The sequence below is a fragment of the Borreliella carolinensis genome (genome assembly GCF_032595855.2).
Lineage (GTDB): Bacteria > Spirochaetota > Spirochaetia > Borreliales > Borreliaceae > Borreliella > Borreliella carolinensis.
In genome coordinates, this window is sequence record NZ_CP132454.1 from 1 (window position 1) to 26,617 (window position 26,617).

The 26,617-nt window shown below is 26.3% G+C and carries 25 protein-coding genes and 1 pseudogene; 14 read left to right on the forward strand and 12 right to left on the reverse strand.

Annotated elements, in window-relative coordinates; translation table 11 throughout:
• The first annotated feature begins 45 nt into the window (after positions 1-45).
• Positions 46-324, forward strand: a complete 279-nt coding sequence (locus QIA46_RS04265; protein WP_316256718.1) for an acylphosphatase — start codon at positions 46-48, stop codon at positions 322-324.
• On the opposite strand, the gene QIA46_RS04270 is transcribed toward QIA46_RS04265, so the two are convergent.
• From QIA46_RS04270 to celB, 3 genes are all read right to left on the reverse strand, one after another.
• Positions 308-754, reverse strand: a complete 447-nt coding sequence (locus tag QIA46_RS04270; protein WP_317268585.1) for a hypothetical protein — start codon at positions 752-754, stop codon at positions 308-310. The two genes, QIA46_RS04265 and QIA46_RS04270, sit on opposite strands and share 17 nt — an antisense overlap.
• A gap of 87 nt (positions 755-841) precedes the next feature.
• Entirely contained in the window at positions 842-2,191 is a 1,350-nt protein-coding gene (gene resT / locus QIA46_RS04275; protein WP_317268586.1) for a telomere resolvase ResT, read from the reverse strand.
• Positions 2,192-2,472: 281 nt separating this feature from the next.
• Positions 2,473-3,798 (reverse strand): PTS cellobiose transporter subunit IIC, encoded by a 1,326-nt coding sequence (gene celB / locus QIA46_RS04280; RefSeq protein ID WP_014017649.1) that lies wholly within the window; start codon positions 3,796-3,798, stop codon positions 2,473-2,475.
• A 285-nt stretch (positions 3,799-4,083) separates the two neighbouring features.
• Between celB and QIA46_RS04285 the strand changes: the two genes are divergently transcribed.
• Genes QIA46_RS04285 through QIA46_RS04295 form a run of 3 tightly spaced genes read left to right on the forward strand, consistent with a single transcriptional unit; the run spans position 4,084 to position 5,866 of the window.
• Positions 4,084-4,431, forward strand: a complete 348-nt coding sequence (locus QIA46_RS04285; RefSeq protein WP_317268587.1) for a PTS sugar transporter subunit IIA — start codon at positions 4,084-4,086, stop codon at positions 4,429-4,431.
• 8 nt (positions 4,432-4,439) lie between these two features.
• Positions 4,440-4,757: a PTS sugar transporter subunit IIB gene (locus QIA46_RS04290; RefSeq protein ID WP_044055001.1), complete on the forward strand. Its 318-nt coding sequence runs from the start codon at positions 4,440-4,442 to the stop codon at positions 4,755-4,757.
• Between the two features lie 11 nt (positions 4,758-4,768).
• Positions 4,769-5,866, forward strand: coding sequence for an alpha3-beta1 integrin-binding protein (locus QIA46_RS04295; RefSeq protein WP_317268588.1), 1,098 nt, complete (start codon positions 4,769-4,771; stop codon positions 5,864-5,866).
• Between the two features lie 22 nt (positions 5,867-5,888).
• On the opposite strand, the gene QIA46_RS04300 is transcribed toward QIA46_RS04295, so the two are convergent.
• Positions 5,889-6,518 (reverse strand): hypothetical protein, encoded by a 630-nt coding sequence (locus QIA46_RS04300; RefSeq protein WP_317268589.1) that lies wholly within the window; start codon positions 6,516-6,518, stop codon positions 5,889-5,891.
• Positions 6,519-6,677: 159 nt separating this feature from the next.
• Between QIA46_RS04300 and QIA46_RS04305 the strand changes: the two genes are divergently transcribed.
• The 5 genes and pseudogenes from QIA46_RS04305 to QIA46_RS04325 all read left to right on the forward strand — a co-directional run bounded on the left by QIA46_RS04305 (position 6,678) and on the right by QIA46_RS04325 (position 10,654).
• Positions 6,678-7,715, forward strand: coding sequence for a hypothetical protein (locus QIA46_RS04305; RefSeq protein ID WP_317268590.1), 1,038 nt, complete (start codon positions 6,678-6,680; stop codon positions 7,713-7,715).
• 121 nt (positions 7,716-7,836) lie between these two features.
• Positions 7,837-8,764, forward strand: a pseudogene (locus QIA46_RS04310) (plasmid maintenance protein); the annotation flags it as partial.
• 18 nt (positions 8,765-8,782) lie between these two features.
• Positions 8,783-9,301, forward strand: coding sequence for a DUF226 domain-containing protein (locus tag QIA46_RS04315; RefSeq protein WP_317268592.1), 519 nt, complete (start codon positions 8,783-8,785; stop codon positions 9,299-9,301).
• A complete protein-coding gene (locus QIA46_RS04320; RefSeq protein ID WP_317268593.1) occupies positions 9,277-10,038 on the forward strand; it encodes a ParA family protein in 762 nt (253 codons plus the stop codon). Before QIA46_RS04315 ends, QIA46_RS04320 begins: the two co-directional genes overlap by 25 nt.
• Before the next feature lie 67 nt (positions 10,039-10,105).
• A complete protein-coding gene (locus tag QIA46_RS04325; protein WP_317268594.1) occupies positions 10,106-10,654 on the forward strand; it encodes a chromosome replication/partitioning protein in 549 nt (182 codons plus the stop codon).
• A 273-nt stretch (positions 10,655-10,927) separates the two neighbouring features.
• Here QIA46_RS04325 and QIA46_RS04330 read toward each other — a convergent pair whose 3' ends face one another.
• Positions 10,928-11,425: an oligopeptide permease-like protein gene (locus QIA46_RS04330; protein ID WP_317268595.1), complete on the reverse strand. Its 498-nt coding sequence runs from the start codon at positions 11,423-11,425 to the stop codon at positions 10,928-10,930.
• A gap of 700 nt (positions 11,426-12,125) precedes the next feature.
• On the opposite strand from QIA46_RS04330, the gene QIA46_RS04335 reads away from it, so the two are divergent.
• Complete coding sequence (locus tag QIA46_RS04335; RefSeq protein WP_317268596.1) at positions 12,126-13,718, forward strand: peptide ABC transporter substrate-binding protein; 1,593 nt, start codon at positions 12,126-12,128, stop codon at positions 13,716-13,718.
• A 284-nt stretch (positions 13,719-14,002) separates the two neighbouring features.
• Here the strand turns inward: QIA46_RS04335 and guaB are convergent, their stop codons facing one another.
• Together guaB and guaA are read right to left on the reverse strand one after the other, a co-directional pair.
• Positions 14,003-15,181: an inosine-5'-monophosphate dehydrogenase gene (guaB, locus tag QIA46_RS04340; protein WP_317268574.1), complete on the reverse strand. Its 1,179-nt coding sequence runs from the start codon at positions 15,179-15,181 to the stop codon at positions 14,003-14,005.
• Positions 15,182-15,205: 24 nt separating this feature from the next.
• Positions 15,206-16,741: a glutamine-hydrolyzing GMP synthase gene (guaA, locus tag QIA46_RS04345; RefSeq protein ID WP_317268575.1), complete on the reverse strand. Its 1,536-nt coding sequence runs from the start codon at positions 16,739-16,741 to the stop codon at positions 15,206-15,208.
• Between the two features lie 254 nt (positions 16,742-16,995).
• Here guaA and ospC point away from each other — a divergent pair, with 254 nt between their 5' ends.
• Positions 16,996-17,646, forward strand: a complete 651-nt coding sequence (gene ospC / locus QIA46_RS04350; protein ID WP_317268576.1) for an outer surface protein OspC — start codon at positions 16,996-16,998, stop codon at positions 17,644-17,646.
• 435 nt (positions 17,647-18,081) lie between these two features.
• On the opposite strand, the gene QIA46_RS04355 is transcribed toward ospC, so the two are convergent.
• The 4 genes from QIA46_RS04355 to QIA46_RS04370 form a co-directional block, all read right to left on the reverse strand.
• Positions 18,082-19,437, reverse strand: coding sequence for an NCS2 family permease (locus tag QIA46_RS04355; protein WP_317268577.1), 1,356 nt, complete (start codon positions 19,435-19,437; stop codon positions 18,082-18,084).
• A gap of 109 nt (positions 19,438-19,546) precedes the next feature.
• Positions 19,547-20,902: an NCS2 family permease gene (locus tag QIA46_RS04360; RefSeq protein ID WP_317268578.1), complete on the reverse strand. Its 1,356-nt coding sequence runs from the start codon at positions 20,900-20,902 to the stop codon at positions 19,547-19,549.
• A gap of 69 nt (positions 20,903-20,971) precedes the next feature.
• A complete protein-coding gene (locus QIA46_RS04365) occupies positions 20,972-21,478 on the reverse strand; it encodes a hypothetical protein (RefSeq protein ID WP_317268579.1) in 507 nt (168 codons plus the stop codon).
• Positions 21,453-21,965 carry a hypothetical protein gene (locus tag QIA46_RS04370; protein ID WP_317268580.1) on the reverse strand — a complete coding sequence of 171 codons (513 nt, stop codon included), beginning with the start codon at positions 21,963-21,965 and terminating at the stop codon, positions 21,453-21,455. Before QIA46_RS04370 ends, QIA46_RS04365 begins: the two co-directional genes overlap by 26 nt.
• Positions 21,966-22,011: 46 nt before the next feature.
• Between QIA46_RS04370 and QIA46_RS04375 the strand changes: the two genes are divergently transcribed.
• Positions 22,012-22,707 (forward strand): ImmA/IrrE family metallo-endopeptidase, encoded by a 696-nt coding sequence (locus QIA46_RS04375; RefSeq protein ID WP_317268581.1) that lies wholly within the window; start codon positions 22,012-22,014, stop codon positions 22,705-22,707.
• Between the two features lie 9 nt (positions 22,708-22,716).
• Here QIA46_RS04375 and QIA46_RS04380 read toward each other — a convergent pair whose 3' ends face one another.
• Positions 22,717-23,268 carry a hypothetical protein gene (locus tag QIA46_RS04380; RefSeq protein ID WP_317268582.1) on the reverse strand — a complete coding sequence of 184 codons (552 nt, stop codon included), beginning with the start codon at positions 23,266-23,268 and terminating at the stop codon, positions 22,717-22,719.
• A 101-nt stretch (positions 23,269-23,369) separates the two neighbouring features.
• On the opposite strand from QIA46_RS04380, the gene QIA46_RS04385 reads away from it, so the two are divergent.
• Both QIA46_RS04385 and QIA46_RS04390 read left to right on the forward strand, forming a co-directional pair.
• Entirely contained in the window at positions 23,370-24,614 is a 1,245-nt protein-coding gene (locus QIA46_RS04385; protein ID WP_317268583.1) for an ankyrin repeat domain-containing protein, read from the forward strand.
• 328 nt (positions 24,615-24,942) lie between these two features.
• Positions 24,943-26,574, forward strand: a complete 1,632-nt coding sequence (locus QIA46_RS04390) for a PTS transporter subunit EIIC (protein ID WP_317268584.1) — start codon at positions 24,943-24,945, stop codon at positions 26,572-26,574.
• Positions 26,575-26,617 lie beyond the last annotated feature (43 nt).

Here is a 26,617-nt window from a genome sequence, read left to right on the forward strand (position 1 = left end):
TTAAAAATTTTTCTATTGGATAAATTTTATACAAAGAAGGTAATAATGTATAAACAGCAATATTTTATTTCTGGCAGGGTACAAGGGGTTGGTTTTAGATTTTTTACAGAACAAATAGCAAATAACATGAAACTAAAAGGATTTGTAAAAAATTTAAATGACGGAAGGGTAGAAATCGTAGTTTTCTTTAATACCAAAGAACAAATGAAAAAATTTGAAAAATCATTAAATGGAAATAAATATTCAAACATTGAAAAAATTGAAAAAATAACTTTGGATGACAATTATCCTTTTCAATTTAATGATTTTAAAATTTATTATTAGAGCTTACTTCTTGTTTAACAAACACCTTGGCTCTTTTATTTTTTGACTTTATATTGCTAACATAAGAATTGTTTTTTTTAGAGCAAAACACACTGGCTTTAAAAAAATGTTCAACCTTAAATTTCAAAAACTCTAAAGACTTTCTGTTTCTACAAAAAATATTTAAATTGCCATCAGAAAATTTAATATCAAGACCATAATTACAACCTGTTTTCAAGAATCTACACGAAATAAAACTACCATTTGAACTACTCCTATTAAAAAGAATAAAATATTTTTTACCTCTTTTAGAATCTTTAAAATAAATTTTAAGCCAATCTCCTACTGACTTAATTGAAGCCAAATTATCATAAAGATAAGAAATATAAATCATTCTATTGTCATTGGATTTTAAAATTTTTTTAAAAAAATAATGGGGACCTATTTTCATATCAATTATATAATATATCTTATTAATAAAATATTTCCCAATATTCCCCAAATTATTGGGAATGTCTAAAATTTTAAAAAGAAAAAACTATAGCTTATAATTAAAAATTATTGATAAGTATTCTGTAAGTTTTATATAGTTATAATTGTATCCATATGTAGCTTTAAAAGCTTTGCGAATTTTAACATTCAATCCTCTAACCATTGCCAAAGTTTCTAAATTATCCTTCAACATCAAATCTTTAATTACAATCAATGTTTTAATATAATTATCATCAAATATATGATGTTCTTTTATCAAACTTTCTAAACGATCCATTGTAAGAATAGAATAAGTAGCTTTACGTCTAACATACGTATAAATTCTTTGGTTAAGTAATGTTAACAAGTTGTTATCTGCCTTATCATCTAAATTATCCAAAACATATCGATTATAATGAAAGGCCGTTGTTATGTCGTTTGGTTCGTGTCCTAAAACTTTTGTTATCCAATAATTCATTTCCATGTTTTTAGGCGCAAACGCAAGATAAGAAAATTTACAATAAATGGCCCTACAAAAATAAACAGACTCTTCGGGAGCAAAAACATTATTAAAAATTTGACGAAACAATCTATTGTAACTATATGCAAGATTTGAAGAGATTAGCTCTTTGGTAAGATTATCGGTCTGCTCCATATAACGTATTTCTTTTATAGAATTAATTATTAATTCGGGATCTGCAAAAACTGGGAAAATAACTTCATTAATAATATTATTTTCTCGCTTTTTTGCAATAAATTCCATACGAATATGATTTTTATCTGCAATATAAAATTTAGAAAGCTTCATTACTTCAACAGGACGACGACCTATTGCCATTAAAACTCCATAAAATTTTAATCTAATGTCTCGGTTTTGATTCAACAAAAGCTTAATTATCTCAACATAGGTATTTAAATTAATTTTAACAAATATCTGTTCTTTCCTATAGCTATTAATTTTTTCAATTTTATATTTATGAGCATAATCATTTAACCATTTTGGAGTTACAAATAAATCTATAAAATATTGAAAATAAGGTTTTTCATTATTCATTTGATTTAAAAGTATTAACTCTTCTATTTTTTCACGGTCCTTAATTCCTATATTTTTTAATTCTTTTATTTTTTTTGATTTCCAAAAAAATAAAAAAGTATTATCTCTTCTAATCTTTTCAATTACTGAAATATTAATATATTCTTTAATTATTTTACGAGTTTTTGAAAGATTTAATATTATTGAGCGATTTGTAAATTTATCTTTTCTAAAAAGAATGGCTTTGTGATTTTCTGCAAGAATTTTTATTTTTTCTTTCAATTTTAAATACGAAAGCTCATTATTGAGATATTTGTTATATAGAGTTTCTAATTCTTTTCTAAATATTTCAAAATCATTTTTTATCTTCACTTTTGGAGGCATGTTAATTCAATTATACCAAGTTTAAAATCTTTAGCTAAGTAGAAAATTTCTGATTTCCAAAAATATGCTTATTTTTAAATAAAATTACACAATTATATAGGCTACACAATAAACCAAAGAAACATTTAATTTACACCGATCAATCTTTTTTTTAAAATTTAAATCACAAAAGAATAAAATAATTTTAAATAATTTTTTTATTTTCTAAAAAAGAGCTATTTATAAATAGCTCTCTGATATTTTTATCACAAGTTTTGCAATAGTAATTCCAAAACAATTTCCTATTCTTTCTTTTCTTGCAAAAGCAGAGCCTTATCATATGCTTTAATAAAGGGCAAATACATAAATACTGAAATAATCAATAATAATAAAACTAAAACAAACGATTTAATATCAAGCCCTGTAGAAAAAAAAGCTGCAATAGGAGCAGGAGTTGTCCATGGAACCAGAGTTCTAACTCTTTCAATAATTCCAAAATTAGTAAGAGTATATGCAACAATTATATTAAATATAGGAATAAGTAAAAAAGGAATACCTAATATAGGATTTAAAACTATTGGTGCACCAAACATAATAGGTTCATTAATATTAAAAAGACCAGGGGCAAACGAAAGTCTCCCTATAGCCTTTAGATGTTGAGATTTACTAAGCATCATGGCAATAGCAAGGCCTAAAGTTGCACCAGCGCCGCCAATATAAACAAATGAATCAAGAAATCCCCCAGCTAAAATATGAGGAAGTGGAAGATTGTCAGAAAGAGCCCTAATATTAGAATCAAGATTTGACAAAATTATAGGATTAAGAAGAGCAACAATAACATTAGTACCATGAAGGCCGCAAAACCATAATATATGAACAATAAAAGAAATTGTTAAAGTCCCAACTAAAGTATCGCTAATTTGCAAAACAGGCCTAAACATATTCATAATTATTTCGGGGAAAAGACTTCCCACTGAACTTTGAATAGCAATATTAACGCTTTGAGCTACAATTGAAAGCACAATAACAGGAATTAGGGCTTCAAAAGATTTTAAAACAGCCGGCGGAACAGACTCTGGAAGCTTAATTGCCATATTTCTTTGAACTAAAAATTTATAAACTTCAACAGAAAAAATAGCTGCAATAATGGCAGTAAATACTCCTTGAGCACTAAAATACCTTGCATCAATTACAGGAAACCATGAATTAGGCTGAACTCCCCATTTAGCAGCATCGCCACCGTAAGGTATCCAATCTGATTGCCCAGCTAAAATTAAAAATGTATAAAGAGATAAAAATCCTCCTGTAATCCCACTAAGTTTATAATGATTAGATAAATTATAACCAATGCCAAAAACAACAAATATAGACATAATGCCCATACTTACATAAAATGGCTGAACAAGATTTCCTTTATATTTAGCCATTAAATCAACATACCACTGCTGGTATAACATTGTTGCAGAATCTGTAAAAGGCAAATTAACCAAAAGTAAAATAAAAGAACCAACTATTAAAAAGGGCATAGAAAAAGTAAAACCATCTCTTAAGGCAATTAAATATCTGTTTGAGCCAATTTTACTAGCAATAGGAACTAAAGTAGTTTCAATAAAATCTTGAAAATTCATGAAAACCATCCTCCAATAAAAACTAATTAAAAGTTATAATTAATAACTTATAATATTTATTATAATATAATTTATCATTCAATAAAAACTAATTAAAAGTTATAATTAACCACTTACAATATTTATTATTATATAATATAATTAATACCAATAATAATAAAATCCTTATAAGATGTATTTATAATAAAATTATTTATTTTAAATATATCTTATAATATAATATTTATAAGATATATTAAATAATATTAATTATTGATTTATAAATAAAAGGAGAATATTTTATATATGACTAAAAAAACATATAGCATAGAAGAATTAATAGATAAAATAAGCATGCCTGTTGTAGCTTATTCCGGTGAGGCTAAAAGCTTTCTAAGAGAAGCTTTAGAATATGCCAAAAACAAAGAATATGACAAAGCAGGGCTTGCTATACAAGAAAGTAAAAAATCTATTGCAAAGGCTCACGAAGCACACAGAGAAATAATACACCAATCAGCTACTAATCCAAACTCTGTTAAAACACCTTTTATTTTAATTCATGCTGAAGATCATTTAATGTCTGCAATTTCAGAATCAAGCATTTTTGAAGAATTAATTAATGTTTACAAAATAATAAATGAAATAAAAAACTAGGAGGAAATATGAACATACTGCTTGTATGTGGAGCTGGAATGTCCACAAGTATGCTGGTACAAAGAATTGAAAAATATGCTAAAGCAAACAATATAAATGCAACAATTGAAGCTATTGCTGAGACACGACTTGGCGAAGTTGTTGACCGCTTTGACGTCGTTTTGCTTGCACCACAGTCAAGATTTAATAAAAAAAGACTTGAAGAAATCACAAAGCCCAAAGGAATTCCAATCGAAACAATTAATACAATCGATTATGGAACAATGAATGGCGGGAAAGTATTACAACTTGCAATTAATGCATTTAACAATAAAAGTTCTGTTTAAGGAGGCCCAAAATGAAAGAAATTGGAATATCTATATACCCTAATGTGAGCCCTAAAAATAAAATTATCGAATATCTTGAGAAAAGTGCTCATTTTGGATTTACCCAAGTATTTACCTCTTTACTCTATATTAACGGAAATGAATTTGACAACTTTAAAGAATTACTTAGCATTGCAATTAAGAACGGAATGAAGCCCATTATTGATGTAAGTCCTGAAATCTTCAAAGAACTGGAAATCGATCTTTCAAATCTTAGAAATTGTCCAAAACTGGATTTTTTTAAAAAGCTTGGTGCTTGGGCAATTAGATTAGACAATACATTCACAGGCATTGAAGAATCATTAATGACTTTTAACGACTCTGACCTTAAGATTCAACTTAATATAAGTAATATAAATAAGCATATTGATACAATAATGTATTTTAAGCCTAATATAAAAAATTTGCTTGGGTGTCATAATTTTTATCCTCACAAATATACAGGACTTTCAAGAAATTTCTTTAAAGAAACAACAAAAATATTTAAACACTATTCGATCCCAACAGCTGCATTTATTAGTTCCAATAATGCAGAAGAATGTGCGCGAGGAAAAGAAAAAGAAGGTGTTCCCACACTAGAATCACACAGATCTAAAGATATAGAAATCCAGACAAAAGATCTTTTCAAAGAAGGAATAGATACGGTTCTAATTTCTAATTGTTTTCCAAGTGAAACAGAACTAAAAAAAGTATCAAAGGTAAACAGAAATATTTTAGAGCTCAAAGCAGATCTAAATTCAAAAGCAACTTCAGTGGAAAAAGAAATAATACTTGAAAATTTACATTTTAATAGAGGAGATATTAATTCCTATAGAATTAGATCAACTATGCCAAGAGTGTACTACAATAATAAAAAATTCCCTGTGCATTCCCCAAATGAAATTAAAAAAGGAGACATCCTAATAGACTCTTCAGAATATTTAGGTTATGCGGGAGAACTTCAAATAGCACTAAAAGATACCCCAAACAATGGCCTTGTAAACGTAGTTGGGAAAATAGTCAATGACGAAATATATTTGCTTGAAAAAATAGAACCTTGGGAAAAATTTAAAATAATAGAAAATAAATAAATGCACTAATAAAAAGTTTGGTTTATTGTAAAAACTTTTCAATTGTTTTAAGGACATAATAATAAACAGTAATGTAAGACTCTCTTAAGCCCAAATTTTTAGAACTATCAATAAAATATATAAATTCATTGGTAGAAGAATTAAGATCCTCAGCATCATTTTTAAGTTCAAAATCCCTATTAATAGCCTTTATATCATCCAAATTAAAAACAATAGTGACAAAATTCTGAACATTAGTATTAATGTTATTTTTAAAAGAATTTTTCTTATCAAAACTATTAATACCGTTAAATTCGAGGTCATTTGAATTTAAATTAGAAATTGTTAATTTAAATTTACGATCAAAAAAAATGCCAAAATCATAGGTTAATAAGCTTGCTTTTTTAGAACTTACAGCCAATTTCATTACAATATTTTTGTTTAATTTATCTAAAACAAAAAAATAAGAATAATAACTAATATCTTTAATAGAATCAAAGTAATTCTTAGTATGAATGCCGGTTTTAAATTTTCCATTTCCTAACGATTCATATAAACCAAGCTCAATTTTTATTGCCTCATCTAAAGGTTTAATAAAAATTGAAGAAATACTAATATTACATGAAAACAAAAAAATAATAACGGGAAAAATAAAATTAAACTTTTTTTTCATCTAAAATTTCTCATTAAACATACCAAAATATATTAATATTAATGAAAAGCTTGCATAAAAAGTATAACAAATTCTTTAATAATTAAAATCAAAAAGAATATAATTATTGCACTAGAATTTAATTTATACAGTTATATAGAATTACTTAAGGAATAAAAAATGAAATACCTTAAAAACATTTCCTTATTTTTGTTAATTTTGGGTTGCAAATCCATCTCAAATGGTAATTTCAATCTGCACGATACAAATCATAAATTAGGAAAACTAAAATTTCAAGAAGACTCAATAATAAGCAGAAATTATGACAATAAAATATCTATTGTGGGAGTATACAACCCTTTAACAGAAAAAGAAAATTTTAAAGTCAATATTTACATTAAAAAAAAAGGATTACAAATAAATCCCGAAAGCATTTTGATAAATGAAGAAAAAATTAATTATTTAAAATATAAAGCAGAGCTCAAAGTAAAATCCAACTTTAATAAAAGCATTATTAGTATTTCACTAACTAATTCAAGAGATCTATTAACCCACATTTACGATAAAAGCACAGGAAAATACATTAACATTGACTTTAAAGATAATTGGAATGTAGCACATAGCATAAAATTTAATAAGGAATATATTTTAGCATATATAACAGATTTTGATAAAGAAATTAAAATATCTAAAAATATTTTGCAAAAACGTATTGATAGTAGAAAAATTGAAATTGAAAAAACAGAGCTTAAAACAGAATATAATGAAATGGAGGATTATTATATATATAGTATGAAAATTCCGAAATTATTTGAAAAATCAAACACCCTCTCAGAAACTTACGAAACATTTGTTATAGCAAATTATTACCCCTGTGAAAATTTAAATATTCTGTTTTTAAATTTAAGCTTATACTCTGATCAATTACGCTTTCTAAACTCCATTTATGATGAGAACGATAGAAAATTAAAAATTGAGCCTCCCTTGAGAGCTTTAGAGAATTCAAAAACAATAAAAGAAACATTAAATATAGTATTAAGTCCACAAAAAATAATAGAGTTAACAAAAAACACTGAAAAAGATATTACTTTAAGATTAAAATCTTATGGAGAAAAGGGTGAATTCACATTTGAAATATATAAACCACTTCTTTTAAAATTCTTAAAAGAAGTAGATCATTGCATAAAAAATTTGCAATCAAGTAGGCATAAATTTTAACTCATTAAAGTTCCCAAATTTGATTGCAAATTTACTAATAAAACTTTACTTTTTTAAATAAGTGTATTATCATTAATTTCAGTGCTTAATGCAATAAAAGATCAAACGATAGGAGCTTAAAATGTATCAAATAAAAACTAACAAGATGCCTTTTAATAAAGTAGTAGACCGAAGATTGAAAATATTTTGGGTCATCCAAAAACTAAGCGCCAACTATTTTATATCTAAAAAAAAATATTCTCTAAGCAATGTTGTAGTAATGACAAATTCTATATTGGAAAAAAAAGGATTTAAAAAGGTTACCAAAAGAACAATACAAAATGACATAAAAATTTTTGAAAATTTAGGATTAATTAAAAGTCATTTCAATCCACTTGGGAAAAACAATGGAAGTTTTACTTACTACACCATAAATAAATCACTTGAAAAATTAGCTAAAAAAATTATAAGTACAGCATATTTTATTGATAAAAAATCAAAGCATGAAAAATCAAAAAATAAGCAAATAAAAAAATTTAAACTAATAGAAGAATCTCAAAAATATAAAATTTCACATCAAATAACTTCACATGTTTTAAGTAATGATATAAGTAAAAACTATAAGAATTCTAAATATTTTTTTAGAAAAAGAAACCAAAACACAAAAAAAACTATAAACTTTTTAGAAAAAGAAATCAAAAAAAAATCAAAAGCAATAAATTTAGAAGAAATCAAAAAAATAACAAAAAATAACACAACTTATAAAAACTCATTATGGAATTTAAAAGATTTTATGGAAGAATTAAACGAATATGAAGAAAAAGAAATAATAAAGTTCTTCAAAAAAGTTCTAGAAAAAAAGAAGAAAAAAATATGGTTCATGGCAAAAAACTCCAAAAATACGGACTTTAACAAACTAATAAAAGAATTCAAAATTAAAAATAAAATGAAAAGAAAGAAAAAATTAGAAAACGAAACACAAATAAATACACCAAATAACATAAAAAATGCTATTGTATTAATGAAGGCTCTAATAAAAAAAACAAAAATATGATAAAAAAAATAACAAAATAAAGCAAAAAAATCTAATGAAAAATAAAGAAACAAAAAAAAAATTTTTTAAAAAAATTGAAAAATCAGAAAACAAAATTATTTATCATACTAAAATCTTTAGTATGATAAATAATTTTGAAGCAAAACCAAAAAAAGGAAAATTTTGGATATGCTTAAGAAATGTATTTAACAATAGAAAATACGAAAGTTTTCATTTATTTTCAACAAAAGAAAATGATAAATTTTTAGGAATTTTCTATGGTTTTATAAACCTTCCAAAGCCATTTGTTATAAATTATTCAGAAAAAGGAACAAAAAAAACAATAAAATTAAAGAAAATATTTTATATGGAATTCAAATTCAAAAAAGGAAGTGTTTTTTGTTATTTAAGAAGTTTATATATATTCACTAAAAACAAAAATAAAAATAAAATTTTTTACGAATCTCTTTTAGAAAGAACTCTAAAAATTGAAGAAGAAATACATAAATTTTATGGCAAAAAATACGAAAATAATAAAGGAATATTAAATTGGATAAAAAAAAATCAAAAATAATAACAATTGCATCAATAAAAGGAGGAGTAGGAAAAAGTACAACATCACTAATGTTTGCAGAAATTCTTTCAAAAAAAAATAACAAAATACTATTGATAGATTTAGATCCACAAGCAAGTAGTACAAGCTTTTATATCAATATCTTAAAAAAGAAAAATCGTATTCCAAAAGATATTAATATATACAAAGTTCTTAAAAAAGAAATAGATATAGAAAATTCGATAATCAAAATAAATAATAATACAGATTTTATAGCAAGTCACATAAACTTAAGCAAGTTTAATGAAGAAAGTATTTCGCTAAAGGAAAATTTGCTTAAAATTTTTTTAAGCTTTATTCAAAACAAATACGACTTTATTATAATGGATACTGCACCCACATTGGGTAGTTTACTCAATAATAGTCTGATAATTACAGATTACTTAATTATACCTTTACCAACAGATCAGTGGGCAATTGAAAGCTTAGATCTAATAACTAACAGATTACACGATCTTTTTAGAGATGATTTGCCAATGTTTTACTTAATAACCAAATTTATTGAAAGGCAAAATATTGACAAAGAACTTAAAAAATTTATCGAATGCGAATATAAAGGCAAATTCTTAGGAAGCGTCCCAAAAAGAGATAATTTGCGTAAAACTATTTTTTACAGAGAGGGGTTTAATTCTAATGAGGATTATTACAAAGCCTATGAAGATATACTTGAAAATTTTTTAAGCATACTTTCAAATTAGTTCCATATGGAACTCAAAGTTCCATATGGAACTAATTTGAAAGTATGCAATGGAGTAAAAATAAACGATGAAATTAAATAAAAAAATAGAAATTGTTAAAAGGGTTGAATTTAATGGAAATGAAGTAAAAAAAAACAGAGAATCTAGATACTTAGAATTGAAAGAAAAACTAAAAATTTTAATAAAAGAAGAATCTTTCAATAAAATTGAAACAGCCCGAATTTTAAAAGAAATTAATGATAATAAATATTACGTTATAGATAAATATAAAAGTTTCGGGCATTTTATAAAAGATTATAACATGGCAAAAACCACTGTTTATAGATATATTAAACTGGCAATAGGAATTGACAGTGGAAAAATCAATTATGAATTAATTTTAAAAAAAGGAATACATTATGCTATGCAATTTTTAGAAAATAATGGAATTGTAGCTAATGCAAAAAATATATTAAATAGATCACTTAAATTAAAAATTGAAGATGAAAAAAGCTTTAATTTTTATAAATCAAATACAAAATTTGCAAGTTTCTTACTAAAAGAGTTATATTACGACAATCAAAAATTACTTATAAATATTAAAAATAAATATGACAGCTTAAAAGATAAAAAATAATATTCTAAATTTATAAAATAGTACTACATGCAAAAAATGTTTCAAAAATACTTTACAAAAAAATAAAATACTATATAATAATCTATATAGATTGAGATGCAATGTCTCGCTCTTGTTGTTTGATTAGAATAATAAGTTGGCTACCATTAGGTAGCCTTTGTCATTCTTGCGAATGGTTAAAGTAGGAATTATATGTCCTTTATGTTAAATTTTATTTTACAATAAAATACTTGTTTTAAACTGGAAATAAATAACCAATAAAGATTATAAAAATTAATTTTTATAATCTTTATTTTCAATTGATTCAACCATTACTAGGAAGTCCAAAATTTTATACTTTTTCAAGCTTAAATCTTCTAATCCAACCTTAATTTTAACCTCGTTGTTTTTATAAGAAGCATCTTCTTCTTTAATCATCTTTTCCAATAAAGACTTAGACAAAACAAATGAAGAATAATTAATCCAGTTGCCAAAAAAATGGTTATTATCTCTTTTGTAGCTTACTTTTCCCTCAATTATAGTTCTATCTGCTAATAATAAAGGAGTATGTTCTGTTATACTATGGTTTCTAAACCTTGTATATAAAACTATTTTGGTTAATCCTGTTTTATAATTAAAAATTCCTTTAAGTTCTGCATTTTTGTTTAAACTTTGGTATATTCTAAATGTTTTTCCAAATTGATCGTGCTCAACGTTTAAGGAAGCGCAAGATATTAATAAAAAAAATACCAACAATTTTAAAAATTTTAATTTATTTTGATACAATCTCATATCCCTCTCCTTTGATAAAAAAATTATAGGCTAGTGAACATAATAATATATTTTTTATTAGATCATTGCAAACAATTTTTAATAAATTAATTATTATTTCTTTATATCATGTATTAAGGATTCTTGATTACTGTTTTTGCTTAGTATTGATTTTACTATAAATGTAGAATAAAGTTTTAAACCCAATAAAGGTGCTTTAAAAGCAAGAAAGTTCTTTACAAGAACTTTTATTGCAACAAAGGAAGTGTTAAATATGAAATTTAGTTTTAAATTTAATTCTAATTTTTTAAAATTCAATATTAATTTATTTTTTTATTAAAAAATAATAAATCTAAATAAATTTAATTTACAAATATATAAATACTGGAATTTAATTATTTTTTGTTTATATAACAACCATCGGACAGCAAGCAATAAAAAATTATGATCTTTCCAATACAAGATCAATTGTTTTATTTATTTTATAGAAAATAAATAATTCTGTTTTAGAAAATTTAATATTAAAATCATTGGAATATATTCAGATAAATATTGAAAATCAAAATATATATATTATTTTATTTTTTATTAAAAATAAATTATAGATGTTCTATTTTAGAATAATTTAAGCGCGTTTAATAATGTTAATGTGAAATTATATTTCATATATAATAAAATATAGGCGAAATTTAAATTTATAAAAACTTATAAGGAAGCTTGTATGAAAATATTGATGAAAAAGTTAAAATTTTTATTAATTCTTAATTTAATTTTATTTATTTCTTGTGTTAATAAAAGTAATGGAAACAAATTGGTTTTTAAGCTAAATATCGGAAGTGAGCCCGCTACTTTAGATGCTCAACTAATAAACGATACAGTTGGATCGGGAATTGTAAGCCAAATGTTTCTTGGTATTTTAGATGGAGATCCCAGGACTGGGGGATACAGGCCGGGACTTGCAAAAAGTTGGGATATTTCTGATAACGGATTAGTTTATACGTTTCATTTAAGAGATAATCTTGTTTGGAGTGATGGAGTTGCTATTACTGCTGAGGGAATAAGAAAATCTTATCTTAGAATTTTAGATAAAGAAACCGGATCGTCTTTTGTTAACATGATTAAGGCTGTTATAAAAAATGCAGAAGAGTATTTTGACGGCAAAGTAAATGAGTCTGATCTTGGAATTAAAGCGCTTGATGAGAAAACTTTGAAAATAACGCTAAAATCCCCAAAGCCATATTTTCTTGATATGTTAGTACATCAAACATTTGTTCCCGTCCCGGTGCACGTTATTGAAAAGTATGGACAAAGGTGGACAGATCCTGAGAATATGGTTGTTAGCGGTCCTTTCAAATTAAAATCTAGGGTTTTAAATGAAAAGGTTGTTCTTGAAAAGAACAATAAGTTTTATAATTCCAAAGACGTTGTTCTTGACAGTATTATATTTTTTGTTGCAGATAATAGCATTACAGCTTATAATATGTATTTAAATGATGAACTAGATGCAATTTTTAACAATGTTCCACCAGATTTGCTTAAGGATCTTAGGCTTAGAGACGATTATTATTCAATGGGGACCAATTCAACCTCTTTTTATTCTTTGAATATAAAAGTAAAACCGCTTGACGATGTTAAAGTTAGAAAGGCGCTTTCTCTTGCTATTGATAGAAAAACTTTAACAGAGAGCGTTCTTAATGATAGTTCTATTCCTACAAGAAGAGCAACCCCAGATTATATTGATTACTCTTATAAAAGCAACCTAAGCTTATTTGATGTTGAAATGGCAAAAAAGCTTTTGGTGGATGCAGGATATCCTAATGGTAAAAACTTCCCTTTATTGAAAGTAAAATATAATACAAATGATCGCCAGAGAAAAATTGCTGAATTTATTCAAAATCAGTGGAAGAAGAACCTAAATATTAATGTCCAGCTTGAGAATGAAGAATGGTCAACATATATAAATAGCAGGGTTAATGGTAATTATGAAATAATAAGGGCAGGGTGGTCAGGAGATTATGCTGATCCTATGACGTTCTTAAGTATCTTTAAAACGGAAAACACATCTTTTTCATCTTATGGGTATTCGAATTCTGAATATGATAAACTTTTGATAAAATCAGATAATGAAAGGAACATTTTTGAAAGACAGGAAATTCTAAAAAAAGCAGAAGCAATAATAATTGAAAGAGATTTTCCGGCTATATTTCTTAATATAACTTCTTCTAGTTATCTTTTTAGAAATGACAGGTGGAAAGGTTGGGAGCCAAATATTTCAGAAAGATTTAATTTATCTGAAATAAAACCAATTAAATGATTTATGTTTTATTTGTTCCTAAAAATTAATTTTTAATTGTAAATTGTTTAAAGCCTGATTTTGTGATCAAACTTTAAACAAAAATAAGAAATGAATTCTTAATTTAAGAATTCATTTCTTATTACATTAATTATTTTAGAATTATTATTATTTTTAAATAAAGCAAATGCTAGTATATTAATGCTAGACAAAATATTGCAAAAACAGAGGGCAGTATTCTTTTTCTATCAATGTTGGTATTTCTTTTAAAGAAAAATATAGGATTTTAAGCTGTTAAGTTATCTTTATGTTATGTTAAAAACATCGTGAGGATGGGATTCTTTTAATGCAGAGTGGCTTATTTTTACAAACTTAGAATTTATTTTTAAATCAGATATTGTAGTTGCTCCTAAATAACCCATTCCAGACATTAAACCACCTTTTAATTGAGTCAAAATATCTTTTAATTTCCCAGAATACGACACCATACCTTCAATTCCTTCGGGGACTAATTTTTTGGGTTCGTTGTTTTCTAGTTGAAAATATCTTGATTTAGAGCCTCTTTTCATAGCAGAAATAGAGCCCATTCCAACATAAGATTTGAATTTTTTTCCATTGTAAATTATTTCTTCCGAAGGAGATTCTTTTGCGCCCGCAAAGAGATTGCCTATCATTGCACTATCAGCTCCCGCTGCAATGGCTTTAACCACATCTCCTGAAAATCTGATTCCGCCATCTGCTATAATGCAAATATTTGTATTTTTACAAACTTCATAAACATCGCAGATTGCTGTTATTTGGGGAACGCCAACTCCTGCAACGATTCTTGTTGTACATATGCTGCCCGGACCTATTCCTACTTTTAAGCAGTCTGCTCCTGCGCTTATTAAATCTAATGCGGCTTCTTTAGTTACTATGTTGCCAGCAATAAGATCTAAGTTTGGGTACTTATTTTTGATTGTTTTTACAAGTTCTATTATTCTTGTAGAATGCCCATGGGCAGAGTCTATAACAAGAATATCTACATGTGCTTTTACAAGTTCTTCAACGCGTTCTATAGTATCAATATCAATGGAAACAGCAGCACCGACTCTTAGTCTGCTATTCAAATCTTTGCATGCATTAGGAAAATCTTCTTTATGTTCTGCATTTTTGCATATTTCAGATTCTTGTTCGTTTGTATCTCTCTTAGTGTTAATAGTCTTTTGGAATTGATATGTTTTTACTTTTTCTATTTCTTTTTTTTGATCCTCTATTGACATATTTTTATGTATAATTCCTATTCCACCTTCTTTAGCAATAGCTATTGCCATTTGGCTTTCTGTAACAGTATCCATTGCTGAGCTTAAAAATGGTATGTTTAGGGATATATTTTTTGTCAATTGTGTTTTTAAGCTAACCTCACTAGGCAATACAGAAGATTTTCTTGGAATCAAAGACACGTCATCAAAAGTCAAAGCTTCCTTTATTATCTTATTTGTCATAAAGTTTCCTTTTTATTGTTTTTGTTATTCCCATTCTATGGTTGATGGAGGCTTAGAAGATATGTCATAACAAACTCTATTTATGCCTCTAACTTCATTGATTATTCTTGAAGAAACTTTTTTTAAAAAACTATAAGGAAGTTCAGTCCATTCTGCAGTCATGAAGTCTTGGGTATTTACACATCTAATTACAGCTGTGTATTCGTATGTTCTTTGATCTCCCATTACGCCTACAGATTTGACAGGAAGCAATACGACAAATGCTTGCCTTATTTGATAATATAAATCATTTATAAAAAGCTCCTCTGTGAGAATATTGTCTGCTTCTTGTAAGATATTTATCTTCTCTTGTGTTACTTCTCCAATTATTCTTATGGCTAGTCCTGGGCCTGGAAATGGGTGTCTATAAAGAGATTCTTTTTCAATGCCTAAGTTTATTCCGATTTGAATTATTTCATCTTTAAAAAATTCATTCAAAGGTTCTAAAAGTTTTAAATTCATCTTATCTGGGAGTCCCCCTACGTTGTGATGAGATTTGATTTTTGAAGAAACACTATTTTTTGATTTAGATTCAATTACGTCAGAATAAATTGTTCCTTGAGCCAGATATTCTATATTTTGATCTTCTAGAGTAATTTTTTCAAAAACATCTACAAATTCTTTTCCTATTATTTTTCTCTTTTCTTCAGGATCACTTATATTTTTCAAATGATTCAAGAATTTTGCAGAAGCATCAATGTATTTTATATTTAAATCATATTGATGCTTTAATTCTAGTATTTTTTTATCTTCATTTTTGCGTAACAATCCGGTGTTTACAAAAACGCAGATTAAATTTTCTTTTATTGCTTTTTTTATAAGTAATGCACAGACTAAAGAGTCTGTACCACCAGAAAGTCCCAAAATAACTTTTTTGCTTCCTACTTTGAGTTTAATTTTTTTCACAATGGCTTCTATATTGCCCTCTAATGACCAATTAATTTGAGCTTGGCAAATTTTAAAAACAAAATTTTTAATTATTTGATCGCCAAATTCAGAATGAGTTACTTCTGGATGGAATTGTAGACCGTAAATTTTTTGAGTTTCATTTGATATAGAAGCAATACAATTTTTTGTAAAAGCCAATTGTTTGAAATTATCAGGAATTTTTTCAATACTATCTCCATGGCTCATAATAATTTGAAATTTGTTTGGAAGTTCTGAAAATAAAAGAGATTTTTCATATTTTAAAAAGATCTCAGAGCTTCCATATTCTTGCTTAGAGTCTTTAGATACTAGGCCTCCAAATAATTTAACAATTATTTGCATCCCATAACATATTCCCAAAACAGGTATTTTTAAATTAAAAATTTCCATGTCCAAGGTAGGAGCTTCTTTTGAATAAACAGAAGCAGGCCCTCCACTTAATATTATTCCTGAGATGTTCATATTTTTAATTTCTTTTAAAGTAGTATAGTAAGGTATTACTTTTGTATAAACGCCAATTTCTCTAATTCTTCTTGCAATTAGTTGACTATATTGAGATCCAAAATCTAATACAAGTATTGCCCTAGTATTCATCAAACAAGTCCTTAAAATAAATTAAAAGTTTTCTTATTAAGCATATTTTATTTAATTTTAGCATATTTAGCTTTGCTTATGTTGATTTTAAAATTAAATTAAGATAATTGTTTCAAATTTTTCAATGATTATTACTTGAAAAATTTTTCAATAATTGATCTTGAAAAATTTGAAAAAATAATTTTTCAAATAAAAAAATTGAAAAGTAAAATTGTTGAACTAATAATTCATAAATAAAAAGGAGGCACAAATTAATGAAAAAGAATACATTAAGTGCAATATTGATGACTTTATTTTTATTTATATCTTGTAATAATTCAGGAAAAGATGGAAATTCTGCTTCTACTAATCCTGTGGATGAGTCTGTTAAAGGGCCCAATCTTACAGAAATAAGTAAAAAAATTACAGATTCTAATGCAGTTGTGCTAGCTGTAAAAGAAGTTGAGACTCTGCTTGCATCCATAGATCAACTTGCTACTAAAGCAATTGGTAAAAAAATAGATCAAAATAATGCCTTGGGTACTCAAGCAGGACAAAACGGATCATTATTAGCGGGAGCTTATACAATATCAACCCTAATAACAGAAAAATTAAGTGGGTTGAATGCATTAAAAAATGCAGAGGAATTAAAGGAAAAAATCAAAGACGCTAAGAAATTTTCTGAAGACTTTACTAAAAAACTATCAGATAGTCACGCAGACCTAAGTCCAGCGGCTGCTACTGATGATAATGCAAAAGCGGCTATTCTAAAAACAAATAATACTAAAGATAAGGGGGCTAAAGAACTTAAAGAGTTATCTGAATCAGTGGAAGCCTTGTCAAAAGCAGCTCAAGCAATGCTAACTAATTCAGTTAAAGAGCTTACAAGTCCTGTTGTGGCAGAAACTCCAAAAAACCATAATTAAGAGATCAATATTATAAGATTAATTTGTTTTAAAAAGTAACTGGAAAAATAAAGTCAATATAAGTCAAGAAAGATTTCTTGGCTTTTATTTTTCTATTTCCCCAAAAATTTCTTAAAATTCATTTTAAATAAGTATGAAATACTTTTAAATTTTAAGCTGTTTCCTTAAGAAAACCTATTTCAAAAGCCGTTAATAAATTAAATTTAAGTATTCTAAATATAAATAAAATTAATTAGTAATTTTTGAAGAAAACTTAAACGGTTTTGACAGATTATAAAGTAATATAGATAGTTTTTTAGATGCATGGATTTGAATGAATTTATTAATGGGGAAAATAATCCTTTGAAGATTTTGAAGATAAAAATCTCTTTAGTAATTTATAATTTAGTTTTTTGAAATTGCAAATTTTAAATTTTTTTTATAAATGGCAAATAGTCAATAAATATAAATAAATTTAATAATAAAAATTAGACACAGTATTATCATTATTGGGGAGATTTTATTTCTTTTATTTTCCAATAAATTAAGTATTATGTTTATTAAAACATAAAATATTATTCCAATACTTATCCCGGAAGAGATGTTGTATGTTAAGGGAATTAAAAAAAATATTAAAAAACAGGGAATATTTTCTCTTATATTAGAGAAATTAATTTTCAATATTTCTCTGCACATTGAAAATCCTACATATATTAGCGCTGCAGCAGTTGCACTAGCAGGAACAGCAATAAATAATGGCGAAAGGAATATTGCAATAAAGAACATTATGCCCGTTACTATTGTTGTAAGCCCTGTTTTGCCACCTTCTTCTATTCCTGTGCAACTTTCAATGTATGCGGTTACAGTAGAAACTCCCATTATTGCTCCAAAAGTAGTAGAAATGGCATCAATTAAAAATATTTTTCCAACATTGGGAATTTTTCCGTTTTTGTCCAACATATTACCTTTTGCTGCCACCGCTATTAAAGTGCCCAAAGTATCAAATAAATCGTTAAACAGTAATACCAACACAATTGTAACAAAACTCCAAAAATGTTTGCTTAATATGTAGGAAAAATCCATCTGATTAAATATTGGTCCAATAGATTCGAATTTTAAAATTCCATCTGGGAAACGTATTCCGGCAGCAACTGCGCTTTCTGGACTAAAGATAGCATATATCCAGGATATGGCAGTAACTGAGCAAATTGCCCAAAGTATACTTCCTCTTACATTTAATTGTTCAAAAATTACAATAAAAAATAATCCTAAAAATGTAAATAAAACTTTTAAGTCAATAAATGATCCAATTCCAACCAATGTAGCATCATTTTTAATAATAATTCCCCCATTGACAAAGCCAATAAAAGCAATAAAAAGTCCTATTCCAACCGTAATAGAGTATTTTAAATTTACCGGTATGGAATTTGCAATGCTTTCCCTAGCTCTTGATAAAGAGAGCACAATAAAGATTAGCCCTTCGGTAAAAACAGCGGCTAATGCAACTTGCCAAGGAATATTCATTCCAATTACTACAGAAAAGGCAAAAAATGCATTAAGTCCCATACCTGGTGCTAGTGAAATAGGGGTATTGGCGTAAAGCCCCATTAATATACTAGAAAGCGCCGATGTTAAGCAAGTTGCAGTAACTAATGCACCAATTGGCATGCCTGTGCTAGACAATATTGCAGGATTAACAGCTATTATGTATGCCATACTCAAAAAAGTGGTAATACCACCTATAATTTCTTTTTTATAATCGATGGTTTTATTTTTAAATTGAAATAATAATGTTTCTTTGGATTGATTCATTACAGATTACTCCTCAAATTTTATTTTATATCAAAAGTAAAACTAACGCTATTTGTCAGATTTTAATCTATTAATAAAACATATTGGTCAATTGAATTTTATGAAAATATTAATAGCCATAAATAAATTTAATAATAAAAATTAAGCACAATATTAGTAGTACAGGAGAAATATTAATCTTTTCTTTACTAAAAAGATTAAATGATACATTGATTAAAATGTAAAATGCTGCTCCAACAAAAAATCCTGAAGAAATGCTATAAGTTAAAGGAATCAAAAAAAATATTAAAAAACTAGAAATATTATCTCTAATATTAAAGAAATCAATTTTTATTATTTCTCTGCACATTGAAAATCCTACATATATTAGCGCTGCGGCAGTTGCACTAGCAGGAACAGCAATAAACAGGGGAGCGAAAAAAACTGCAAATAAAAATAATACTCCGGTTACAATTGAAGTAAGGCCCGTTTTTCCACCCTCGGCAATTCCTGTAAAACTTTCAATGTAGGTAGTAACAGTTGAAACCCCCATTATTGCCCCAAAAGTAGTAGCAATGCCATCTACCAGTAATATTTTTTTTGCATTGGGAATTTTTCCATTTTTATCCAACATACCACCTTTTGTTGTAATGCTTATTAAAATACCCACAGTATCAAATAAATCATTGAACAAGAGAATAAAAACTATTGATATAAAAGTCCAAAAATGTTCATTTAAAACATAAGAAAAATCTAATTGATTAAATATTGGTCCAATGGATTCAAATTTTAGAACTCCGCTAGGAAGATGTATGCCAATAGATTTGGCACCTTCTAAATTAAATATTGCGTATATCCAAGCTGTAAGAGTAACTAGAATAATTGCCCAAAGTATACTTCCTCTTACATTTAATTGTTCGAAAATTACAATAAAAAATAATCCTAGAAATGTAAATAAAACTTTTAAGTCAACAAACGAGCCAATTCCCACCAATGTAGCATTATTTTTAATAATAATTCCCCCATTGACAAAGCCAATAAAAGCAATAAAAAGTCCTATTCCAACCGAAATAGAATATTTTAGATTTATTGGAATAGAATTTATAATTTGTTCTCTTACTCTTAAAAAGGATAAAAGAACAAAAATTAGTCCTTCAATAAAAACAGCGGCTAATGCAACTTGCCAAGGAATGTTCATCCCAATTACCACAGAAAATGCAAAAAACGCATTCAAACTCATTCCAGAGGCTAATGCTAAAGGCGTATTGGTATAAAGCCCCATTAGTATAGTAGAAAATGCTGCTGTTAAACAGGTTGCAGTAACTAGCGCACCAATTGGCATGCCCGTGTTAGATAGTATTGCTGGGTTAACAGCTATAATATATGACATACTCAAAAAAGTAGTAATGCCTGCTAAAATTTCCTTTTTATAGTTAATATCACTGTTTTTAAATTGAAAAAATAAACTTTTTACATATTTCCCCATAAAACTTTCCTTTTTATTGTTTAAAAATATTTTCAATAATAAATTGGTCTTTTAATTCTTTTTAAAGGTCTATTGCACCTTATTAAGCATATTGTTCTGAAAAAGAATATTTTCACTGTCAGGCAAGTTTGAAAATACAATAGTTTTAATAATTTTTTCAGAACTATTTGTAATAACAAATTTTCTCGCTTTAATAAGCTTTAAATAAGCTTTTAAAGAAATATCTTTTCCAACGCTAAAAAAGGTTTGAAGATATTTATCATCAATTAGCTTGTTACGATTAAATAGAAATAAAGCAATTATATCATTTTCAACTTTTAAAAATAAAGGTTCTTTGTACCTTAAATTCCAAGTATTAGAAATGGTAAAATAATGTCTTAAAGAAATTTTATTATTCTCTTGAATTAATTTAATATATTTGGAATCTTTTTTTAATTCAGGAATACCATTAAAAGAAATTGTAGAACAAGATAATGTTAAGGGTATTAGATAGAAAAATAATAAATATTTTTTAAAAATTTTTAAGGTAATAAATAATATGTGGGAGTTTTTATAAAATTTTGTTTTTAAATGCATATTCTAAAGTATTTTTTGTATTCTTGAAATTAACATCAATAAACCTTGGATCATATTGCAAGGTATCCTTAGTCCAAACCTGAAAAGAATCCTCATTAAATAAAAAGACCAACTTTTTGTAAGGGGTTAAAGCTTTCGACATAAGAGTAAAATTATCTTTATTAAGATTAATATACAAAAACTTAAAATTTCCAATACTAACTACCTTAGAAATGGCAATATTCCCAATATATTTATTGTCTTGAATTAATTTCAAATACCCTTTAGTAAAATTTAAATTTGAATCTAGCATAACATTTAAAAAAACAGTAAATTTATTGCTCGATTTATCTTTTTTAATGTATATTTGACTGTCTGGATAAAAATAAAGAAAATAATCTGCTCTTTCAATTTTTTCAAAATTCTTTTCTAAATCTTCAGCAATATTCAAAATCTTGCAAGAAGAGCAAATAAAAACCATTAAAATCAAAGAAAAACTATATTTCATAATTAACTTATATTATACAATACAGAAAGGAGAGTATTTATATTAAATGCATGAAAACAAATTCAGCTCTTATATTGAAAACTCTAAAGCCTATTCGGATTATATAATATTAAAACATAAAATATTGCTTATTCCTGTTCCTATAATAAAAATTGCTATGGGAGAAAATCTTAAAATTTTCGAAATAGGTTTTCAAGATAAACATAAAGATTTTTCAGGATATATTCAATTAAATGAAAACTCTTTATATATAAATGAAAACATGAGTCTTGAAAATAAAAGATTTACAATAGCAAAACACTTAGGGCATTATTTGATGCATCAAGATCAAATTAAAAATCTATCTAAAAATGAAAATTATTATGGTGATATTCAAGATAGTCAAATGTCAACAGAAGCCAACATATTTGCAGCAAACATATTAGTTCCAACAACCACATTAAAATTAAAATTATCTCAATATAAATCTAGAAGGGACCCTCAAAAAACAATAGCAAAAGAATTTCAAGTAACTGAAAATATAATTTATTTAAAATTAAGCATACTTAATGATCTTAGCAAAATAGACAAAATAAAAAAGAGTAAAAAATTCTTAAAAATTAAAAACACAAAAGAAAAAATAGAAGCCAACATTTACCTCCACAATACAGATAAAATTAAAGAATCAATAGCTCTTGATTTGGAAAGATATGAACTTAAAAAAAAAGAACAAATTAAAAAAATATTTGAGGATCTAGAGTAAAAAGCTTTCTTAAATTAAAAACTTTTTGAGTATATATTCCATCTTTAAATTAGTCAAGACTAAATAATCTTTACTCTTAATAAGAGAATTTAAATGGTTTTTTGCAATTACAATCCAATACTTATTATTCATAAATTTTTTAGCAGTTGGAAAATTTATTTTCAATGAAAAATTTTTCATAATTTTTTGTTTTTCAAGATAAGATAAAACTTCTGCCTTAAAAGATGCACCTTGAGTAGAACTATAAGCAATAAGTATTCTATATAATTTCTTATTATAAATAAAAAGGTCTTTAATAAAATTAATATTGTTATTGAAATTAGGCTCATCAACGTAAATATATGCACTATTTTTAGCATTACTTAAACTTTCAAAATCAAACAAATGATGTAAATGTTCATAGTCTTTTATTTTAAAATTTGAAATCTTCAAATCAGGGTAATTCATCAAAGATGATAAAGCAGCTAAATTTATTTTATCTTTTTCTGGGATTTTGACCAAAGATACCGTTGAGCAGCCGCAAAACAATATAAAATAAATAGGAATTAAAAACTTCTTCATTTAATGCCTAATTGTATGCTTTTGGCAAAATAAAGTAAAGTAAATAAAAATATATAAATAATTTTGATATAATTTAAAAATAAACTTTAAAAGGATGTAAAATGAGTTATTACGTGCTAAGCAAAATATTTCTATACTCTGGATACCTTGCTATTGGATTTCTATCTTTTACAATTTTCAATAAAAACTTAAGAAATAAAATCAGAGATAAATTAAAAAATTTATACTTTTTATATTATTTAACTTTTTTTACTCTTTTTATTATTAGCTCAAATTTATCTTATTACTTTACCGAAAAGCAGTTATTAGAAGATTTTAATATTTTTGAAAAAGAATTTCTTGAAATACATAAAATAAACGAACAATTTTTTCAAAAATATCTATTAAACTTCCCAGTACCAATAAGAATGGAATTGATGTCAAAATTTAATCCAATATATACAGTGTTTAATGCTAGTTTTGAGAAATATGCTAAAAACATCGGAAAAAGTTCTTACGAAATTCAAACAAATTATAAAAATTATGCCAAAGCAACAAATTCAGAAATTAAAGAAAAGCTTGAACAAATAAAAGAAAATATTACTCCTATTTATAATAAATATAAATTACCTATTCTAAATGGAGAAAATACAGAAATAAGCATTGATGCAAATGGGAATATTATTCCTGTTAAAAAAAATGCAAACGGACAAATAACAGAATTACTGTTTTACGATCAAAATTATAATTTAATCCCCTTTAAAAAATTTGAAAGCCATAAAGTTAGATTTGATCTAATCCCAGAAAATAAAAATATACACTTTAAAGAACTAATAAACGTTTACTATCTTGATGAAAAAAATATTATCACTCCCATAGAATATTATAAAAATAATATAGAGACCAGCCCTTATTACATAGACTTGCAAGAAAATAAAGATAATTTTCTTAAGACAATAAAAATCAAAAAAGAATATGGCCTATACATTGAGAAAAAAAAGCATCTACAAAATTTAACTGAAAATGATAAACTTGATGATTTTAAAGAATTTTTATCAAAAAATAATAATATTTTTTCATTAAATACAATATTTTCTAATGGCAATCCAATATTCACTTATGCCATAAGTGTAAAAGCAAAAAGTATTATAAATTATATACTAACAAAAGAATTTAATATTAATTTAACAAATCAAAGTTCTCAAACAGCTCTTCATAATGCTATAATTCAAAAATATGATTTAAGTTTTATTAAATCACTTATCGAAAAAGGCGCTAATCCAAATATCAGAGATGGCAACAATAAACTACCTATAGACTACTCTGATAAAACTAGTGAAATCTATCAATATTTGATCGGAATTTAGCTTTACAATGATAATTACTGATTAATTGGCCTTGCAATAATATTTTAAGCTAAATTGAATCAATTTATTCCTAAATTTCATTTAAAATAAATAAATTAAATGAAAACAAAAATTAAAAAACAATACTTTAATAATAAATGACATAAAATTAAATTGAAAATAATCTTTAATGTTTTTAGAAAAAAATTTTACAAACAGCACTTTAATATATTATTATTTATTCAACACTTATATTTACAAGATTAAAAAATCTTGTTAAGATATTAAGCGTATTATACAAATTAATTATTTTAATTAATTAATTTGTATTTAATAAAAGGGGAAAACTATGTCAACATCATCAGCATCTATATCTATATTTACAATATTACAAAAAGTGGGAAAAGCCTTCATGCTTCCAATAGCGCTTTTGCCAGCAGCCGGAATTTTATTGGGAATTGGGGGAGCATTTACTAACGAAACAATGATTCAAGCTTATGGATTAGAAGAGATCCTTGGAAAAGGAACTGTAGCTAGCTCGGTACTTTATCTTATGAAATATACAGGAGAAGTAATTTTTGCAAACCTGCCTTTAATGTTTGCAGCGGCAATTCCAATCGGACTTGCCAAAGTAGAAAAAGGAACAGCTGCTCTAGCAGGAGTAGTTGGATTTTTGGTTATGCATCAAACTATAAATGGAATCTTGTACATACAAGGAATCACACCAGAAAGCGCAAGCTTAAAAGCATTATTGGAATTAGGAATGCCTGAAACAGTTGCAACTGCAAAAAGTCAAGAATATACAAATGTACTTGGAATATTCTCTCTTCAAATGAGCGTAATGGGGGGATTGATAGCCGGATTTGTTGCTGTATTTCTTCATAACAGATTTCACAATATTCAATTACCTACATTTTTAGCATTTTTTGGAGGTACAAGATTTGTGCCAATTATAACCACAATAACAATGTTTGTAGTAGGAATATTTTTAACATTTACTTGGCCTTTTATCCAAGGCGCAATGACTTCTTTTGGAAGAATTGTAGAACAATCGGGGCTTTTTGGAACATTTGCATATGGAGCAATAAAAAGATCTTTAATTCCGTTTGGACTTCACCATATATTTTATTTGCCATTTTGGCAAACAGCTGTTGGGGGAACATTGGAAATAAATGAAGAACTTATATCAGGAGCACAAAATATATTCTTCAAACAACTTGCGGATCCCAACACTGTACACTTTGAAGTTGCAAAAGGAACAAGATTTTTTAGTGGGGAATTTGTTGTTATGATTTTTGGACTACCTGGGGCTGCTCTTGCTATGTACCACACAGCAAAACCCGAAAATAAAAAAAACGTAGCTTCATTGCTACTATCTGCCAGCTTTACATCAATGTTAACAGGAATTACAGAGCCTCTTGAATTTGCATTCCTTTTTGCAGCACCAGCACTTTATTACTTTATATATGTTCCTCTTTTTGGACTAGCATATCTTTTAACACACCTTTTAAACGTAGGAGTTGGACTAACATTTTCTGGGGGATTTATAGATATGTTCCTATTTGGAATACTTCAGGGAAACAGCAAAACAAATTGGATAGCAATTCCTATATTAGGAATCTTCTACTTTATCGGATTTTACTTTATATTTAAATTTGCAATCATGAAATTCAATCTTAAAACAATAGGAAGAGAAGATGAAGAGATGGAAAAAGACATGATGATGAGCTCAGAAAAAACAAGCTTATCAGAAACCGCTTCAAAAGTATTAGAAGGACTCGGGGGAAAAGATAATATTACATACATTGATGCGTGTGCATCAAGGCTAAGAGTTAATCTAAAACAAATAGAATTCATTAAATCAGACGCTTATTTCAAAAATCTAGGCGCTAGTGGGATATTAAGGAAAGGAAATAGTGTCCAAATTGTATTTGGAGGATTGTCAGATAATATAAAAATGGAAATCGACAAGCTTATGTAAAATTTTTTAAAACATATAAAAATAACTAATCCAATAGAAAAAT